At 32.5% G+C, this 15,720-nt stretch carries 19 protein-coding genes; 14 read left to right on the top strand and 5 right to left on the bottom strand.

Features of this window, described 5'->3' with window-relative positions:
* The first annotated feature begins 87 nt into the window (after positions 1-87).
* The 9 genes from D1606_RS16270 (at position 88) to D1606_RS16230 (ending at position 8,179) form a co-directional block, all read left to right on the top strand.
* Entirely contained in the window at positions 88-549 is a 462-nt protein-coding gene (locus tag D1606_RS16270) for a DinB family protein (protein WP_119417069.1), read from the top strand.
* A gap of 14 nt (positions 550-563) precedes the next feature.
* On the top strand, positions 564-1,049 hold the full coding sequence (locus D1606_RS16265) for a DinB family protein (RefSeq protein WP_119417068.1): 486 nt from the start codon (positions 564-566) through the stop codon (positions 1,047-1,049).
* Positions 1,050-1,398: 349 nt separating this feature from the next.
* Positions 1,399-1,761: a YwqH-like family protein gene (locus D1606_RS16260; protein ID WP_158582409.1), complete on the top strand. Its 363-nt coding sequence runs from the start codon at positions 1,399-1,401 to the stop codon at positions 1,759-1,761.
* A 12-nt stretch (positions 1,762-1,773) separates the two neighbouring features.
* Positions 1,774-2,058, top strand: a complete 285-nt coding sequence (locus tag D1606_RS16255) for a TIGR04197 family type VII secretion effector (RefSeq protein WP_119417066.1) — start codon at positions 1,774-1,776, stop codon at positions 2,056-2,058.
* A gap of 20 nt (positions 2,059-2,078) precedes the next feature.
* A complete protein-coding gene (locus D1606_RS16250) occupies positions 2,079-3,683 on the top strand; it encodes a T7SS effector LXG polymorphic toxin (RefSeq protein ID WP_119417065.1) in 1,605 nt (534 codons plus the stop codon).
* A 19-nt stretch (positions 3,684-3,702) separates the two neighbouring features.
* Entirely contained in the window at positions 3,703-4,470 is a 768-nt protein-coding gene (locus D1606_RS16245; protein WP_119417064.1) for a hypothetical protein, read from the top strand.
* An 878-nt stretch (positions 4,471-5,348) separates the two neighbouring features.
* The gene (locus tag D1606_RS16240) at positions 5,349-5,792 is read left to right on the top strand and encodes a DUF5085 family protein (RefSeq protein ID WP_119417063.1); all 444 of its coding nucleotides are present in this window, start codon (positions 5,349-5,351) and stop codon (positions 5,790-5,792) included.
* 3 nt (positions 5,793-5,795) lie between these two features.
* Positions 5,796-6,245, top strand: coding sequence for a DUF5085 family protein (locus D1606_RS16235; protein WP_119417062.1), 450 nt, complete (start codon positions 5,796-5,798; stop codon positions 6,243-6,245).
* Positions 6,246-6,556: 311 nt separating this feature from the next.
* The gene (locus D1606_RS16230) at positions 6,557-8,179 is read left to right on the top strand and encodes an AMP-binding protein (RefSeq protein ID WP_119417071.1); all 1,623 of its coding nucleotides are present in this window, start codon (positions 6,557-6,559) and stop codon (positions 8,177-8,179) included.
* A gap of 258 nt (positions 8,180-8,437) precedes the next feature.
* On the opposite strand, the gene D1606_RS16225 is transcribed toward D1606_RS16230, so the two are convergent.
* Complete coding sequence (locus tag D1606_RS16225; RefSeq protein ID WP_119417061.1) at positions 8,438-8,683, bottom strand: DUF2624 family protein; 246 nt, start codon at positions 8,681-8,683, stop codon at positions 8,438-8,440.
* A gap of 103 nt (positions 8,684-8,786) precedes the next feature.
* Here D1606_RS16225 and D1606_RS16220 point away from each other — a divergent pair, with 103 nt between their 5' ends.
* From D1606_RS16220 to D1606_RS16195, 5 genes are all read left to right on the top strand, one after another.
* On the top strand, positions 8,787-9,560 hold the full coding sequence (locus D1606_RS16220) for a metal ABC transporter ATP-binding protein (RefSeq protein ID WP_119417060.1): 774 nt from the start codon (positions 8,787-8,789) through the stop codon (positions 9,558-9,560).
* The gene (locus D1606_RS16215; RefSeq protein ID WP_119417059.1) at positions 9,557-10,405 is read left to right on the top strand and encodes a metal ABC transporter permease; all 849 of its coding nucleotides are present in this window, start codon (positions 9,557-9,559) and stop codon (positions 10,403-10,405) included. Before D1606_RS16220 ends, D1606_RS16215 begins: the two co-directional genes overlap by 4 nt.
* 16 nt (positions 10,406-10,421) lie before the next feature.
* Complete coding sequence (locus D1606_RS16210; protein ID WP_119417058.1) at positions 10,422-10,847, top strand: Fur family transcriptional regulator; 426 nt, start codon at positions 10,422-10,424, stop codon at positions 10,845-10,847.
* A 195-nt stretch (positions 10,848-11,042) separates the two neighbouring features.
* Positions 11,043-11,540, top strand: coding sequence for a DUF2798 domain-containing protein (locus tag D1606_RS16205; RefSeq protein WP_119417057.1), 498 nt, complete (start codon positions 11,043-11,045; stop codon positions 11,538-11,540).
* Between the two features lie 697 nt (positions 11,541-12,237).
* Positions 12,238-12,720, top strand: coding sequence for a hypothetical protein (locus D1606_RS16195; protein WP_119417055.1), 483 nt, complete (start codon positions 12,238-12,240; stop codon positions 12,718-12,720).
* Between the two features lie 52 nt (positions 12,721-12,772).
* Here the strand turns inward: D1606_RS16195 and D1606_RS16190 are convergent, their stop codons facing one another.
* The 4 genes from D1606_RS16190 to D1606_RS16175 all read right to left on the bottom strand — a co-directional run bounded on the left by D1606_RS16190 (position 12,773) and on the right by D1606_RS16175 (position 15,471).
* A complete protein-coding gene (locus D1606_RS16190) occupies positions 12,773-13,345 on the bottom strand; it encodes a hypothetical protein (protein ID WP_119417054.1) in 573 nt (190 codons plus the stop codon).
* Positions 13,346-13,364: 19 nt separating this feature from the next.
* The gene (ispG, locus tag D1606_RS16185; RefSeq protein ID WP_119417053.1) at positions 13,365-14,480 is read right to left on the bottom strand and encodes a flavodoxin-dependent (E)-4-hydroxy-3-methylbut-2-enyl-diphosphate synthase; all 1,116 of its coding nucleotides are present in this window, start codon (positions 14,478-14,480) and stop codon (positions 13,365-13,367) included.
* Positions 14,481-14,574: 94 nt separating this feature from the next.
* Positions 14,575-14,907 (bottom strand): hypothetical protein, encoded by a 333-nt coding sequence (locus D1606_RS16180; RefSeq protein ID WP_119417052.1) that lies wholly within the window; start codon positions 14,905-14,907, stop codon positions 14,575-14,577.
* Positions 14,908-14,958: 51 nt separating this feature from the next.
* A complete protein-coding gene (locus D1606_RS16175; protein ID WP_233548149.1) occupies positions 14,959-15,471 on the bottom strand; it encodes a DUF1189 family protein in 513 nt (170 codons plus the stop codon).
* Between the last annotated feature and the right edge of the window lie 249 nt (positions 15,472-15,720).

Raw genomic sequence — 15,720 nt, 5'->3', positions numbered from 1 at the left:
TATTTATAGGAAAAATTATATGTATTTATAAATGGTTTATGATAATTTATAGAATATAATTTGTTTTTTACAAGAAGGGAAAATAAAATGGAATTTTATGTCCAAAAGACGTTTCATCAAATTCAGTTTACAGTCAACTCTATTATCGAATTATTTTCATATGTAGATAGAAAAGATCTTAAGTTTTGTCCTGTTGAAGGTAAAAGAAATTTGGGACAACTATGCGCTCATCTTTCACTAATATGCAGTGCGGATTTGCAAATTTTGCAAGAAGCATCCCTAGAAGAAATGAATGTATACTACTCTAAACACACTGCTTATACAAAAGAAGAATGGATGATTGCGTTAAAACAAGGATACGAAGATTTGAAAAACTATTATTCATCTATAGATGATTTAACAGAGGAAACATCTAGTTATTGGGGGACGACATACTCTTATTTTGAATGGCTATTAGAAATATTAGTCCACTTGCAACACCATAGAGCACAATTACATCAATATTTACTATTACTAAAGGGTAATGTTAAAGCGACTTTGTTTGAATAGATTGTCAAATAACGTTGGAGAAGGAGAGGAACAATATCAAACCAAAAAGAATTGTTGATCATTATAAAAAGTCCATTCAATTTGTAGGTAATCTAGAAGTTTTAAATAATGAGCAATGGCTAATGCCACTTGCTATAGGAAAGTGGTCCACTTGTGAAATTATAGGTCATTTAATCTTTTGGGATCAATTTCTTATTGAAAAAAGACTACCTGCATTACTGTTGGGAATGGAAAAGGTAGTTACTCCAAAAGTTCATGAAGCAAATGAGATAGCAGCTTCAATGAGCAAAGAAAAGTTGAAAGGAGAGGTGATTCACGAATTTATCGAAGAAAGACAAAGACTATTAACTGTCATTAATGAATTATTCCATGAAGTATTTGATCAAACTTTTTCAATCGGTAAAAGTCATTTAACATTAAGTGATTATTTCAAAGGGTTAATGGATCATGACTTACATCATTTTCAGCAAATTGAAGATTTCGTGTTACTGAAATTATAAATCCTTTAATCCCCTTAATAAAAGAAATCATCTTGAGATTAAACTAAATATCATTCATTACGCTTGTTTCTTTCAATAAAAAACAGGTGTTTTTTTATGCATATTTACACCACTACTTATAGCATAGCGAGAAATGAAGTAATAACACAGACTATAAATTTATAAGTAATATTACATATACGAATAAATTTAGATAGGAATATTTTAATTGGTAAAATGAGGCCTAAAGTTCTGTTATTTGGAAAACTATTGATTCATGAAGTGTAAATGTCGGAAAATAATAGATATGGTAATAATGAAGGTAGGTGTGAGTTTGGATAAAGGTGGACTAATTAATAGGAGATCTACTTTGAAGGGACAAATAGCTCAAAAAAGACAACAGATTTCTATTTTAAATGGTAAAATCGAGCGTCTTAAAGCTGCAAAAGCACAACTAGTTGAAGTCATAAATGAAAGTAGCGATTATAAAAAGAAAGTTCAAAATTTAGATATAGATACAACGCTTTGGATGGGAACTACGAAAAATAAATATGAAGATTTAAAGTATAGGATCGAGCAGGCTTTAGCGGATTATAACAAGGATTTACAAGGGGTAGAAGAGAGTATCGAAGATGAAATTGTAAGACTATCTAATCAGGTACAACTTTGTTATGCAGAAATTTCCTCTCTACACTCTAGTATTTCAAGTCTCAATCATTCTATTGAAAATTAAAAGGAAAGGTGAATGACTGTGGGTGAAATATCGATCAATAAATCAGTATTTGATGCAATGGTTAAGGAAATAACAAACGCGAAAAATGATGTAGCGGGAGCTAAAATACCATCCTTTAAACTCAAAATTACTGATGTAAATTGCATGGAAGAACAACTAAAAGTTATAGAGGATTTACAAAATATATTCAACCTTTATAACGAATTTTTGGAAACAGACTTGAAAAAGCTACAAACGATAGGAGATTCTATGGTACAGCATGATGAGCATCTAGCAAACCAAATCAAAAATAAATAACATGCTAGGAGTTGAAGTGCATGAAGATAGCGATGGAAGAATTGCTAGAACTTCAATTAGACTTACATAATAGTGTGAAAAGTATCACGGCTAAATTAGATACACTGAAACAAAAAACGGATAATATTAGCAAAATCCATTCATTTCAAGGAGAAACTGCTGATACAACGAAACAGTATTTTAAGAATGTTCACGGACAAACAATTATCGATTTAGAAGAAACTGCCCGACTTGTATTGAAAAACTATTCCGAAGTGATTAAAACATTTCAACAAATTGTAGATGCAGATTCAGCTGCTATTCTAACAAAAGAATATTTGCTTGATTTAGATAAAGAAGTAAAAACAATCGAAACTGGCATGTTGGATACACATCATGAAGGTGAGCAAATTTTAACAAGCGTATCAGATATCATCAGCTTACAGGTACCACCTATTTCACATTTCATCGATAATGTAGACAACTCGGAAAAGCATATAGAAGAAGTCAAGGAAAGATTCCATCGATTTGATCAAAGAGGATTACAAATTGTAAAAGATTCAAAACAAGACGTAGAAAAAGTCATGCAGAAAATTATACAACTTACCGCAAATAGCATAGCATCATCCAATCATTTTCCTAATGTTAACTCAAAAGACATTGGAAAGGTACAAAAACCTGATGATATCAAATTCGCAACGATGGCTGTAGGATTGCTAGCTGGAATGAAGAGCTTTGATAAAGTATTAAAAAATATAAATAAGGCGAATACAATGATGACCGCTACAGCGCAATTATATACTTATTACAAATTAGATGAAGCATCACGAAGAATATTAAAAAATTCAGGTATACATGCTTTAACAAAAGAACAATATAGAAATTTAAATAACATACTTTCGAAAACTACTTTATATAAATTTAAAGTAAAAGAATTTATGAAACATTTAGGAGAGTTTAAAACAAAAGCATTTACAGAAGAAAATTATAAAGCTTTAAAAAACAGCCTGGATGTATATGGAAAAGAGCGGGGGAAGCTCGCTTTGATGCAAGAATATGATAAATTATTTGGATTAGAAAAATATAGAGAGACTTTAAAGCTCTCTCCTTCAAAAAGAGTTTTAAAAATGGCTACTACATTTGGTGATGAATTTGTAGGGAAAACCTACAAGTCTACAAAAAAAACAATCAAATCTTTACCAAGTTGGAAAAATCCAAAAATAGCTTACAAAAATGCAGCAGAAAGTTTTAAAGAAAGTACTAAAGGGATGAATTCTTTAGGGAAAAGTATGATGGTTGCAGGAAAAAGCTTAGGACCGTTGGGTGTTGGAATTGTTGCTGCAGACAATTATAAAACTTACAAAGGAAATACTCAAAAGGTTGTTGTGGGTACAGTTGTGGATACTACTTATGGTGCAGGGGCAACAGCAATGGGAGCAACTGTGGGTTCGTTTTTACTTCCTCCAATAGGAACAGTTCTTGGAGCGGGTGTAGGAATTGGGTCAACTTACCTAGCAAATTTAAAGTGGGGAAAACCTCCAAAAAGTACAACTGAACGTACAAAAGATTTGGCGAATAGTGGAATTGACCGAATATCAAAAACAACTAAGAAAATGGGGGAATCATTAACAAAGTGGTTTAATTAAAATTATTGAGGAGATAACTATGAATCATTTAACAGAGAAAGATGTTTCTAGTATTAAGTATGAGATCAAAAATGGAAGATTAACATTATCAGGAATAAGAACGTATCTTATTGGATTATTTTTTTACTCTGGGTTTACAGTTGGTCTTGCTTTTTTTGTAGCAAATGCTAACACAGTAGGGTGGGAGAATTTGTCTAGAAATTGGCATATTCTATTTATTCTTGAAGCAATACTTTTTGCCATTCATGCATTAGCACTTCTTTTATGCAGGGGAAATAACAATATTAATCAAAAAATATTAATGGTATGTATTGTAGTATTTACATATAAGACAGCATTAGATCCCTTTTTGACGATGACCATGTTTTTTAAAGATAGAGATGTTTATAAATTGTATATTCCAATAGTTATTTTTATAATACTTGCAGGTTTTATAATTCACATATTAATTTTAACAAAGTGGGTGAAAGGTCTAAAGCTTAATAGGAATAACGAAAAAAAAACTATTATGCAAAAATCGGTAAAATGGAGTTTTATCTTTTTTATATTAGTAATATTTACATTAATCATACAAAAGGGATTACTAGGAAATTTAGAATTATTGTTTGGGATTTTTATTTTCACTGTTTTATATATAGCATTTTTAATTGGAGTATGTGAATTCATAATAGCAACGTATTGTGTTTTCCGCTTCCCATCTTTTGTAGTAAACCCACCATCGCAAAAGAAATCACAATATGTAAATCCTAAGAATGAAAGAAAAAAGAAAAAAAGAAAGAAAAAATAAATAAGAAGTAATTGATCTTATAAATTGGAATGGTGTAAGAATGAAACATTTAAGTCAAAAATATTTTGCAAGTTTCAAAAATGTTTCAGAAGATAGACTAGACAATACAGGAATGTATGTTTTTAATATAAGTACCTTAATATATTCAGCGATTATGATTTGAATTCCATATCTAGTCCTGAAAACATGGGGGACTGTTGGTTGGGAGCAATTAACTCCTTTTATACAGAATGTTTTTAAAATAGAGGGAGTATTAATAATTCTACAACTATTTATTTTGCTATTTTGTTTTAAAGTGAACAAAGTAAACCAAAAAATAATAAGTATTTCTATAAATATTTACGCATATAAAATGGCAATTGATCCGTTTGTAGGGCTTGCTTATAATACGATAGATAGTGGTATATATGATATTGTAAAATACTATTTATTCTCAATTCTTATTTTAGGATTACTTATACATTTTGTTTTTCTTTCTTTATCATTGGATTAGGAAAATAAAAAAAGGGAGATATTCAACATCAATTTAGAGTCAAACAAAAATAAAAAGAAATTATTTATTATTTCCAATTATTTTTATTCTTGTAGTATTTTCATTTTTATTGATACGTACTTTTACTAATTACAATGATATTATTCTTTTACTAGTCGCAATCGTTATATTAATCTGCATCGCCTATGCAGTATGTGAATTTATTATTGTAGCTTATTGTATATTCCGCTTCCCATCTTTTGCAGTAAACCCACCACCGCAAAAGAAGCCGCAATACATAAATCCTAAGAATCAAAGAAAAAAGAAAAAGAGGAAGAAGAATAGAAGATAAGGAGTTATTCAAAATACTGATTTCCGAATCTTTTAAATAGAAAGGAGATTTACCATGATTGTACGTGAAGAGTCACTTGTTATTCGAAATGTAATTTGTGTTGAAGAAATTATTCCGCATGAAGAATGGTATTTACCTGCTTTAAGCTTACGTAGAAATTTAGTGAATAAGGATATTTACTATACCAGTCCTGTTATTTTTAAAGCGGAGGAGATGAAAAATGAGCCTGCTTTTGGTAAATATTCTTATTATATTGGGTTAAATACCGAGGTTGAGGTAGGGGATGATGCAGATTTCAAACAATTAGAGTATTTGGAGATTTCGCCTGCTATTTATGTGAGATGCGCAGAAATTGATGAGTTAGAAGAGGCATATACGCTCTTGAGAACATATGCGATTGAAAATAATCTCATGATAGAAGAACCTTTTTATCATGTATGTTTTGATGCATTTGATCATGTCATTATGGACATTTATGCTCAAGTGAAAGAAGGGTGAGAAATGGTTGTTGATTTTGAAACAATGATGTATAAGAATGTGGTTTGGCATACATATGAAATCCATTTTAGCCAATTTGAGCTTGTAATGGAGGACTTTAATGAAAAATTAGTGAAGGCGAATTTAACTATAGCAGGTCCTCTGTTTTATGCATTACATAACATTCCGTTTGATGAGAAAATGCTTATCGATATCTATATTCCAGTAGAACAAACTCATATTCCGAAAGACTCTGATTTGTTCTTCCAAAGTTATTTCTATATAGATGAGATGTTGATGACGAGAGTCAGAGACAATTTTGAAGTGAAAACTGAAAAAGCATATGATGAATTGTTTCAATATGCGATTCGAAATGATTATCAGATCAATTCACCCATCTTTCATATTTTAAGAGGTGACGATGAAGGGGAATGGGTGGAATTGAAAGTAAGAGTGTACAAAGAAATTACGTAACTTATAAAAATATTTTGAGTATAAACAGTTTGTGCAAAGAATATAACATTAAAAAATACTTCTTATCATAACTTATTCTTACAAGATGTTGTCTACTCTTAAATATAAAGAATTTGTAATACGTTTAATAATGGTAAAATCTTAATTTCATCTCTAGTTCATTTGGTGAGATTGTATATGCAATAGTATCTGGAAAAGTATTTAAGCTAACGAAAATGAACGAAGACACATCTGAAGTTCAAAGAGTTGCTAATATCTCGTATATTAGGTTATTAATTTTAGAAAAAGTGGGAGGGATCTGTTTGGCAGAATTGGTTTATCAAACGATTGGTGAACTAGTTGAAGAAAAAGCATTAGTATATCCTAATAGAGAAGCGCTTGTATATACAAATCGTAATTTCCGTTTAACGTATTCGCAATTTAATCGACATGCAGATGAAGTAGCAAAAGCATTAATGGCTATTGGATTAGATAAGGGGGATCATTTTGCCGTTTGGACAACAAATGTACCTCAATGGCCGGGATTACAATTTGGGTCAGGTAAGATGGGCGCTCCTCTCGTAACGGTAAACACAAATTATCGAACGGCAGAATTAGAGTATTTGTTGGAGCAATCCGATTCGCGTGCCATCATCTTAATTGATCAGCTAAGAGATTATTCATTTATCGATACGCTTTATGAAATTTGCCCTGAATTAAAAAATTGCGAGCCAGGAAATCTTGAAAGCGAACGGTTACCATTATTAAAAACAGTTGTTGTGATTAGTGAAAAAAAGTATCCTGGTACATTTACTTATGAAGAATTTTTATCAAATGGACAGACAATTTCTGATGAGCAACTAACTCAACGTAAAAGTTCCTTGTCTTGTGATGATGTCATTAATATTCAATATACGTCAGGTACAACGGGTTTTCCAAAAGGTGTGATGTTGAGTCATTTTAATCTAATCAATAATTCTATGAATATTGCAGAATGTATGAAACTAACATATGAGGACAAACTCTGTATTCCAGTACCGTTTTTTCATTGCTTTGGATGTGTTATTGGTACACTAGCGATTGTTTCTGCAGGTGGAACAATGGTACCGGTACAAGAGTTTAACGCGGAAGAAGTTTTACGTACTGTTGAGAAGGAAAAATGTACAGCACTTCATGGAGTACCGACGATGTTCATAAACGAATTGAATTTGCCAAATATTCAAGATTACGATCTATCATCTCTTCGTACAGGGGTAATGGCAGGCTCTATATGTCCAATAGAAGTGCTAAAAGGCGTTATGAATAGGATGGGGATGAAGGATATTACGATCTGTTATGGTCAAACTGAAACTTCCCCTGTGCTAACGCAAACACGAACCAATGATCCTATCCATTTAAAAGTGGAGACAGTTGGTCGAGCTTTACCAAATGTTGAAGTGAAAATTATGGAACCTGGTACCAATAACGAAGTTCCACCAGGAGTACAGGGGGAAATTTGTGCACGAGGCTATGTAGTGATGAAGGGGTATTATAAAAATCCAGATGCAACACAGGAAGCAATTGATGAAAATAACTGGCTTCATACAGGGGATCTTGGAACGATGGATGAAAATGGCTATGTCCGAATAACAGGAAGATTAAAGGATATGTTCATACGCGGTGGTGAAAATATTTATCCGCGTGAGATTGAAGAGTTCTTGTACAAACACCCTAAAGTATTGGATGTACAAGTTGCAGGTGTTCCAGATGTGAAGTACGGTGAAGAGGCAGCAGCTTGGATCATCCTAAAAGATGGTCAAACTGCAACTGAAGAAGAAATCAAATCATTTTGTGATGGAAAAATTTCACGCCATAAAATTCCTCGATATATTTACTTCGTGGATCATTATCCAATGACCGCATCAGGCAAAATACAAAAGTTTAAACTGAAGGAACAATTTAAAAGCTATATATGATGTAGTGAAGTTAACGAAAGAGCTGATTGTAGATGCTTATCAACAATCAGCTTTTTTATGACGTTTATTATTTTTGTTCAGGGCAGTTTAGTACCTTTTATCGGCTTTTTATTTCTTTTTGATATAAATTTATTTGCATTTTGAACTGATTTATTACCATTTAGCGTTTATTTATTTCCTTTCTAAATGAGTTTATTTCAACCTTCTTTACAAACAAAAAAGGCGCATCCTTTGGCTGGACGCGCTTTCTAAATTCAATTAAATATAGTTTCCGTATTTACCTAATAATTCTTTCGTTTTCTTCTTGCCAAGAATATTCTCGATTTCTTTGAGCACATGTTCAGGAATACCTGTTAATACCCATGAGATCGAGAACGATGAAAGAAGTGGGCGTAATTTTTGTATTTCTTTTTTCGAAAGTGGAATCTGATAAGTTTTGGCATATTCGGCAAGCTCCTTATCTGATTTACGGTTGATTTCACTTATTAATGAAAGATAATCCATTTAGTCATCCTCTCAAGATATTGTTCTTTACAAAGCGCCCGCAATCTATTATACTTTGAATTTGTAAATCGTAATGATTATGAATTAGAAAGAAGAGAAGTATATGGCGCAAAAGCCGTTAATCGAATTACAAGATGTTTCATTTCAATATGAATATACAAATGTTTTAAGAGATATATCATTAAGCGTAAGAGAAGGCGATTTTTTAGCGCTACTTGGCCCAAATGGCTCCGGAAAATCGACATTATTGAAAATTATTTTAGGGTTATTAAAACCTACCAAGGGTACTGTAAAACTATTTGGAGAACCAGGTTCGACTTTTAAGCATAGAGAATGGATAGGATATGTGTCTCAAAAGTCTAATTCGTTTAATTCTGGATTTCCTGCAACGGTAAAAGAGGTAGTAGCGAGCGGTCTTACTAAAAAAATCGGCCTATTTAAAAGAAGATTACCAGATCAGCAAGCCAAAGTAATAGAATCTTTGAAAGCTGTTGGTATGGAACAATTTGCAAATCGTAATATTGGTGAACTATCCGGAGGTCAACAACAACGTGTTTTTATCGCAAGAGCGCTTGTAGCAGAACCAAAATTGCTTATTTTAGATGAGCCAACCGTCGGAATTGACCACGAGAATGTGCAGTCATTCTATGATATGCTGACGGATTTAAATGAGCGACATCATATGACGATGATTTTAGTTACACACGATGTGGACACAGTATCCGATACGATAAGTCATGTAGCTTGTTTAAACCAAACTATTCACTTCCACGGTTTTAAAGACGATTATGATTCCTTATCCGATGATCAACTAAATGCATGGTATGGCCATGCAGTTCGAAAAATTCATCATGATAATAAGGAGAAACAAAAATGATCGAATCAATATTACAATATGATTTTTTACAAAATGCTTTTTTATCGGGGATTATTATTGGCATAATTGCTCCATTACTCGGTGTATTTATTGTAGTACGTCGTTTATCCCTAATAGCTGATGCATTAAGCCATGTCACTTTGGCTGGAATTGCTGGCAGTTTATACTTAAGTCAAAGTGTTACAGCATTCGCAACACTAAATCCTATTTACTTAGGAATTGTTTCTGCGGTAGGGGGTTCTGTCTTAATCGAACGTCTCCGCAGATTATATAAACATTTTGAAGAATTAGCGATTCCAATTATTATGTCAGCTGGACTAGGAATGAGTGCTATTTTTATCTCATTGGCACAAGGATTTAGTGCCGATTTGTTTAGCTATTTATTTGGTTCTGTTTCCGCAGTTAGTAGACAAGATTTATGGATTGTACTTGGAATTGCCATTTTAGTGTTTGCGTTTATCTTTATTTTTTATAAAGAATTATTTGTCCTTTCATTTGATGAGGATTATGCAAAAGCTAGTGGTTTACCTGCAAAAACAATTCACTTACTATTCATGGTAGTAACGGCTCTTGTTATTGCGGCAAGTATGCGAATAGTAGGGATATTACTTGTTTCTTCTTTAATCACATTACCTGTTGCAGCGAGTATTCGAATAGCAAAGGGTTTTAAACAAACTATTTTCTTTGCTATTCTTTTTGGTGAATTGGCAGTAATTATAGGATTAGTAACAGCTTTCTATCTAAATTTGGCACCTGGTGGTACAATTGTAGTAACTTCTATTTTAATTTTACTATTGGTCATTATGATCAAGAAAATTGTAATGGCAATTCGTGCAAAGGATTGAGGGGAGTAATTGGGTTATGAATTTGACAAAGGCATGGGAAATACTAAAGGATAGCGGGTTTAAAAAGACAGATAAACGAGAGCAAATCCTAGAGATGTTCGAGGAGAATGATAAGTACTTAACTGCCCGCGATCTGCTTGTGGTGATGAAAAAGGATTACCCAGGTATGAGCTATGATACGATTTATCGTAATCTAGCTACATTTGTAGACCTGGGGATATTAGAAGAAACCGAGCTATCAGGTGAACGTCACTTCCGTATGCAATGTGAAACTGAACATCACCATCACCATTTTATTTGTATGGAATGTGGGAAGATCAAAGAAATTCACTTGTGCCCAATGGATATGCTCCACGAACAACTTCCTGAGTACGAGATAGAAAATCACAAATTTGAAATTTACGGTAAATGTCCGGATTGTATAAAGAAAAACCTGTCATAGCAATGGATGACAGGTTTTTGTTTTAGTAAATTTTAATGTAAAGATTTATCATTTTTATATTCGAGTACTTGAAATATACTCGAAAAAAATGATATGATTTAACAATAAGTGTGTAGAGATATTGGTTTAACAGACCAAAAATATATGTCTCAATGATACGTCTGCCATCTGAAATACTATATGGAGATGATCAATATGCATGAGGAAACAAGATTACCTAGAAATGGAAAGGAATTCATATTATTCTTAGCGATTATATCTATACTTTCAGTTAATATTATCGCACCTATAATTATGGGATATCAATTTGGATTCAGTAAAGATGTGTATCTTGATACCTTAAAAGTAATTCCTTTTGTATGGATTTTTGTCGTTTTATTGGTAACACTTGTTGCAAATCCACTTGTTACAAAACTTAACCAAAAGTTTACGGAGCCGACGGACGGATTTAATGCAAGAATATTATTTACGATATTGTTTAGCGTAACTATTTTGTCTATTTTACTGACAATTATTGGTTCATGGATTGGTACAAGGCAAATGAGTTTAGATCTGATTCGAACATTCTTATATAATTGGCCACGAAACTTTTTCATCGCATTTTGGGTTGAAATGTTAATCGCTCAGCCAGCAGCAAGATTTACTATGAAAAAATTGCACGCAAGTCAGGCACGTAAAACTATAAATGTGTAACAACAATTAGTAAAAATCTATAGTTGATTGACTTTTTAGAAAATCAGTCTTCTTATTTATAGACAGAGTAAGTGAAAAATAGAGCCTGAAATATATAGGGAATTACCCGCATGTAATTGAGCTTGTTATCCAGAAGGATGGCAAGCTCAATTTTTTTGAAGGTTTAATTGGGAATTTTAAAAAACAGGGGCGACTTATTCAATCCTCAAATGGAAATTCAATAATATATCCTAATTGAATATCGCATTCTTCAAGTAGAGGAATTGATAAGGTAATAATAGTTGAGATAACGAAGCAATTAATCAACATTTTTGATAATAGGTCTTTGTGCTTCGATTTAAAAATACTAACAATATATTGAATGAAAAAGAGGAAAATAAAACAATTTGTAAAGACATTCATGAAATACTGCAAGTCCATATTCTCCACCGCTTTCCTCGATTCTTAGAAACTTTAGTATACTGATTATTATACAAAATGGTATTCATAATTGTAATAGAATTATACATATTAATTTAAACAGAAAAGTCAAGAAAATATAGAAAAATAGTTACTTTTAACATAAGAAATTTTTTCAAAAAAGATAACATTGTTTGCCAATCTTGTTACAACTTATTTGAGTGTTGATTTCTTTCATAATTTTCAAGGTATAATATGAGCGGGGAAAGTTATAGTAGGGAAAAGGAGAGTATTACATATGCGAATGTTGTTTAAAACGTTTTTATTAGTCTCTGCTTTAGTAATTGGTTTAGTTGGTTGTGGGAAAGAAAATTCTAAAGCGAATACAAGGGAAATCATTATACCTAAAACTGAATTTTATCAATATCTATTTATTCAAAGCGTCGATGATAAAGGAATATCAACGAAGGAAACAAGTAAGCTAGTAGAAGATCCTGCAGTTGTTCAAGATTATATAAGAACTGTAAATAGATCAGTTGTGATGGTTCCTAAAACTGAAAAACAAGCTGAAGTTGTAAAACAGTTAGACAAACAAGGTAGCTACATAATAGCCCTTGGGGACACGAAAGAGATGAACAAACTGACCTATAAGATTTATATGTTAAAAGATGGAACAATTTTCTTCCAAGATACGATGAAAAAAGAAATGATGTATATGACGGTTAAAAAAGAGCCTGAGAAATTAGAAAAAGTGAAGAAAATATTAGATATTAATTTTTAATAAAAAGCGAAAGACTGCTCTAGAGCAATCTTTCGCTTTTACTTTTAATCTATTAAACTCCAAATTCTTTTTTTACCCAATTTTCAGCTTCAAGCCAACTTTTTATGCGAACAACACCATTTGGAATTGCTTCACGGTTATATGGTGCATCGAACAATAGAACAGGTATATCTAATTCTTCATGGATTCTAACGGCATTATCATGCTTATCTTCCATAAACAATTGAACGCCGTGTCTAAGTCCAGCAATCACCTTATCTGTTGCTCCAACGATATCAATCGTATCATAAGGTAGGTGATTTGCTTTAAACCAATGGTCTGTCACTGCACGGGAGTTTTCTTCACGAGCTGTAATATAGTTTAAAGAAACATTTGGATACCAATTAGTTAAAATACGTTTTGCATTTAGTTGAATAGGGGGGTTTTTATACATATTTAGTTCTTCAGATTTAAACCATTTGAAGAAATCGGCTTTATCAACAGCCAACGCTTCAGTAAGGTCATAAGTTTTAACATCATCTAACGTGATATTAGTTTGATATGCTTCATTGATATAAGGTAATAGAAAATCTGGTGTTGTAACAGTACCGTCAATATCAATGCCAAAACTATATTTCTTTGTCAATATTATGTCCCCCTAGATGCTATTGTTTTGCGTTTGCGGCTTTTTCAGCTTCTTGCTTTTTGTAATATTCTTCAGCAAGAATATCGATTTCTTTTTTCAATTCTTCTACCATTGTTTCTTCTGGTACTTTTCGAACAGTTTTACCATGACGGAAAAGTAAACCTTCTCCGCGAGCACCAGCGATACCGATATCAGCTTCGCGTGCTTCACCTGGTCCGTTAACTGCGCAACCAAGAACAGATACTTTAATAGGTGCTTTAATAGTTTGTAAATATTCTTCTACTTCGTTAGCAATTGAGATTAAATCGATTTCAATACGACCACAAGTAGGGCATGAGATTAAAGTAGGCATGTTAGAAGCTAAACCGAATGATTTCAATAATTCTTTTGCTACTTTTACTTCTTCAACAGGGTCAGCACTTAAAGAAACACGTAATGTGTTACCAATGCCTTTAGATAAAATAGCACCAAGTCCAGCAGCAGATTTAATAGTACCAGAGAATAATGTACCTGATTCAGTAATTCCTAGGTGTAATGGATAATCAAATGCACGAGAAGCTTTTTCATAAGCTTCAATAGCAAGATTAATATCAGATGCTTTCATAGATACGATAATATCGTGGAAATCAAGATCTTCTAAAATTTTAATGTGGTGTAACGCACTTTCTACCATACCATCAGCAGTAGGATAACCGTATTTTTCTAAAATTTTACGTTCAAGTGAACCAGCATTAACACCAATACGGATTGGAACACCTTTCGCTTTTGCTGCATTAACAACAGCTTCAACTTTTTCTTTACGACCGATATTCCCTGGGTTGATACGGATTTTATCCACACCGGCTTCAATAGCTTTTAGAGCAAGTTTATAGTCAAAGTGAATATCCGCAACGAGTGGGATATGAATACGTTTTTTTATGTCAGCTAGCGCATTTGCAGCTCTTTCATCAGGACAAGCAACACGAACAATTTGGCATCCTGCTTCTTCTAAACGAAGAATTTCTGCTACTGTCGCTTCAACATCATGTGTTTTAGTTGTTGTCATACTTTGGATGATTACTTCATTGCTTCCGCCGATTGTTAAATCACCTACACGAACTTTACGTGTTTTCGAACGGTGCGTGATTTCATTCATGAATTACTCTCTCCTTCGTGGCTTATAAAAGCCTTCACTAATCACTATTTTAGCAGTGTTTCGAAGAAAATGACAAGAAAGAAACATTAACCGCTTAATTTGAACATGAATTAGCATTTTTTGCACGGAACGGTAAAATTACTTCCTCTCCAGGTTTAAAACTTTGCTTTAATAAATGGGGATTGAATTTGTATACCAGTTCAAGTCGATCAGCAAAAGTTAAATTTTCAGCTGGGTATAGGGAAAATAAAGATTCCCATGTATCACCAGGTGCAGTGGTTACGGTAATTGTTTGGATTTTATCTGACTCCTCGCATTTTTGTTGAGGTGTATAAAAATCTGCTTTTGAAATGGTTCCTTCGATTAAATCTACTTTTATAAAATAAGCACAGACTATTATAATCAGTGCGGAAACTAGTACTCTCACAAAAAATCCCTCCCTTTTCCACTAATATATGAAAAAGAAAGAGATTCAGACCTATTTTTTCGGTTGATTTGGATATTTTGAACAAGCAATGATCAAGTAAATAGCTGTAATAGCAATGCTGAGGCTTGATACCAAGCGGTTATTGGATATGAAAAAAGCAGATAGTGAGGTGAAGATTGTTGATAATGTGACAGTAAATGCAGTAGTTCGCCAAATATGTCGGAATTCACCGCGCTTATGCTGAAATTTCAGTATCCCTAACCCGATAAAAGCATAAATACTAATTTGAACAAAAAGTGTAAAGGAATTGATCACGAATAATAATAAAAAGGCAAATGGATATATTAGCCATTTTATATCATTGATAAATTGCTTTAAACCGTTAATCTGGCTTGTTTCTAAACCAACGCCTGTTAGAAATTGAATAAAAGAAACAATTGTTACGAATAGTACGAGCAACAATACAAATTGTATGACCTTTCCTATAGGAAGCAGTCGATATGCAGCTAACTTTTTAGGATGAATGAGGCTGTCTTTGAATAACTGCCAATGTGTAATCTTCATATATATAACCTCCAACTAGTATATTAACATGGAAATTATCGTGATATGTATAGGCAAGATGTAAAAACAGTTAAATTCTTAATATAATTTTTAGTACATGTTCTTAAATAAGTTTTTTGGGATAAGGAACTTATTTTAAGTGTAATCCGTATATAATATCAAAAGTGTGGTTCCTTGTTGTTTGACAAATCTGTATTAAAAACAATATATATACTCTACTGACTTAATAGGAAGAAATAATACACTTAA

It is taken from the genome of Rummeliibacillus sp. POC4 (genome assembly GCF_003576525.1).
Lineage (GTDB): Bacteria > Bacillota > Bacilli > Bacillales_A > Planococcaceae > Rummeliibacillus.
This window is presented reverse-complemented; position numbering and strand designations above follow the sequence as displayed.

Excerpts from the sequence above, each read along its gene's own strand:
- D1606_RS16240 (WP_119417063.1), top strand. The coding sequence starts at position 5,349 with ATGATTGTACGTGAAGAGTCACTTGTTATTCGAAATGTAATTTGTGTT.
- ispG (WP_119417053.1), bottom strand. The coding sequence starts at position 14,480 with ATGAATGAAATCACGCACCGTTCGAAAACACGTAAAGTTCGTGTAGGT.
- D1606_RS16215 (WP_119417059.1), top strand. The coding sequence starts at position 9,557 with ATGATCGAATCAATATTACAATATGATTTTTTACAAAATGCTTTTTTA.
- D1606_RS16270 (WP_119417069.1), top strand. The coding sequence starts at position 88 with ATGGAATTTTATGTCCAAAAGACGTTTCATCAAATTCAGTTTACAGTC.
- D1606_RS16250 (WP_119417065.1), top strand. The coding sequence starts at position 2,079 with ATGAAGATAGCGATGGAAGAATTGCTAGAACTTCAATTAGACTTACAT.
- D1606_RS16255 (WP_119417066.1), top strand. The coding sequence starts at position 1,774 with ATGACTGTGGGTGAAATATCGATCAATAAATCAGTATTTGATGCAATG.
- D1606_RS16225 (WP_119417061.1), bottom strand. The coding sequence starts at position 8,683 with ATGGATTATCTTTCATTAATAAGTGAAATCAACCGTAAATCAGATAAG.
- D1606_RS16220 (WP_119417060.1), top strand. The coding sequence starts at position 8,787 with ATGGCGCAAAAGCCGTTAATCGAATTACAAGATGTTTCATTTCAATAT.
- D1606_RS16235 (WP_119417062.1), top strand. The coding sequence starts at position 5,796 with ATGGTTGTTGATTTTGAAACAATGATGTATAAGAATGTGGTTTGGCAT.
- D1606_RS16245 (WP_119417064.1), top strand. The coding sequence starts at position 3,703 with ATGAATCATTTAACAGAGAAAGATGTTTCTAGTATTAAGTATGAGATC.
- D1606_RS16195 (WP_119417055.1), top strand. The coding sequence starts at position 12,238 with ATGCGAATGTTGTTTAAAACGTTTTTATTAGTCTCTGCTTTAGTAATT.
- D1606_RS16175 (WP_233548149.1), bottom strand. The coding sequence starts at position 15,471 with ATGAAGATTACACATTGGCAGTTATTCAAAGACAGCCTCATTCATCCT.
- D1606_RS16205 (WP_119417057.1), top strand. The coding sequence starts at position 11,043 with ATGCATGAGGAAACAAGATTACCTAGAAATGGAAAGGAATTCATATTA.
- D1606_RS16210 (WP_119417058.1), top strand. The coding sequence starts at position 10,422 with ATGAATTTGACAAAGGCATGGGAAATACTAAAGGATAGCGGGTTTAAA.